Genomic DNA, 1183 nt, shown 5'->3' on the forward strand with positions numbered 1-1183 from the left:
ATGACCATAGCAGTAGGCCGCCAACAAGTCGAAAGAGGCATCTTTGATGTCGTCGATGACTGGCTAAAACGCGACCGCTTCGTATTCATCGGGTGGTCTGGATTACTTCTATTCCCCTGTGCCTACATGGCATTAGGTGGATGGCTGACTGGAACCACCTTCGTCACCTCCTGGTATACTCACGGGTTAGCCAGTTCCTATCTAGAAGGCTGCAACTTCCTCACCGTAGCCGTTTCAACCCCCGCCAATGCCTTCGGACACTCCTTATTATTCCTGTGGGGGCCCGAAGCCCAATGGAACCTAACTCGTTGGTTCCAAATCGGCGGATTATGGCCATTTGTCGCCCTTCATGGTGCATTTGCTTTGATTGGCTTCATGTTACGTCAATTTGAAATCGCTCGTTTAGTCGGCATCAGACCTTACAACGCCATCGCGTTTAGTGGCCCCATTGCCGTCTTCGTCAGCGTCTTCTTGATGTATCCTCTAGGACAATCAGGCTGGTTCTTTGCCCCCAGTTTTGGCGTAGCAGGCATCTTCCGTTTCATCCTCTTCGTACAAGGATTCCACAACTTCACCCTCAACCCCTTCCACATGATGGGAGTCGCAGGGATTTTAGGTGGAGCGTTACTTTGTGCGATTCACGGAGCAACCGTCGAAAACACCTTGTTTGAAGATGGCGAAGGCTCAAACACCTTCCGCGCTTTTGAACCGACTCAAGCCGAAGAAACCTATTCAATGGTAACCGCAAACCGTTTCTGGTCACAGATTTTCGGGATTGCGTTTTCCAACAAGCGTTGGTTACACTTCTTCATGTTATTCGTACCAGTGACTGGATTATGGATGGCAAGTATCGGAATTGTCGGACTAGCGTTAAACCTACGAGCTTATGACTTCGTTTCTCAAGAATTAAGAGCAGCAGAAGACCCAGAGTTTGAAACCTTCTACACCAAAAATATTCTACTCAACGAAGGCTTGAGAGCATGGATGGCTCCTCAAGACCAACCCCACGAGAAATTTGTATTGAATATTTAGCGTAGCTCTTGCCTGAGTAAGCCATTACTTCGCTGCCGTCAGGTGACCATAATCTCCAAACCCATTGATTATTCTCATCTTTATACGGTTCAAAGTACATAAACATAAAAGTATTTTCACAACAGAAATCATATGGATACTAACAAATACA

At 46.9% G+C, this 1183-nt stretch carries 1 protein-coding gene; it reads left to right on the forward strand.

What is annotated here, in order from left to right:
- Window positions 1-1032: photosystem II D2 protein (photosystem q(a) protein) (psbD, locus tag CFPU101_RS25240; RefSeq protein WP_206818635.1), on the forward strand; the 1032-nt coding region annotated here is incomplete at its 5' end.
- Window positions 1033-1183 lie beyond the last annotated feature (151 nt).

Source organism: Chroococcus sp. FPU101, from assembly GCF_017312365.1.
Classification (GTDB): Bacteria; Cyanobacteriota; Cyanobacteriia; order Cyanobacteriales; family Microcystaceae; genus Chroococcus.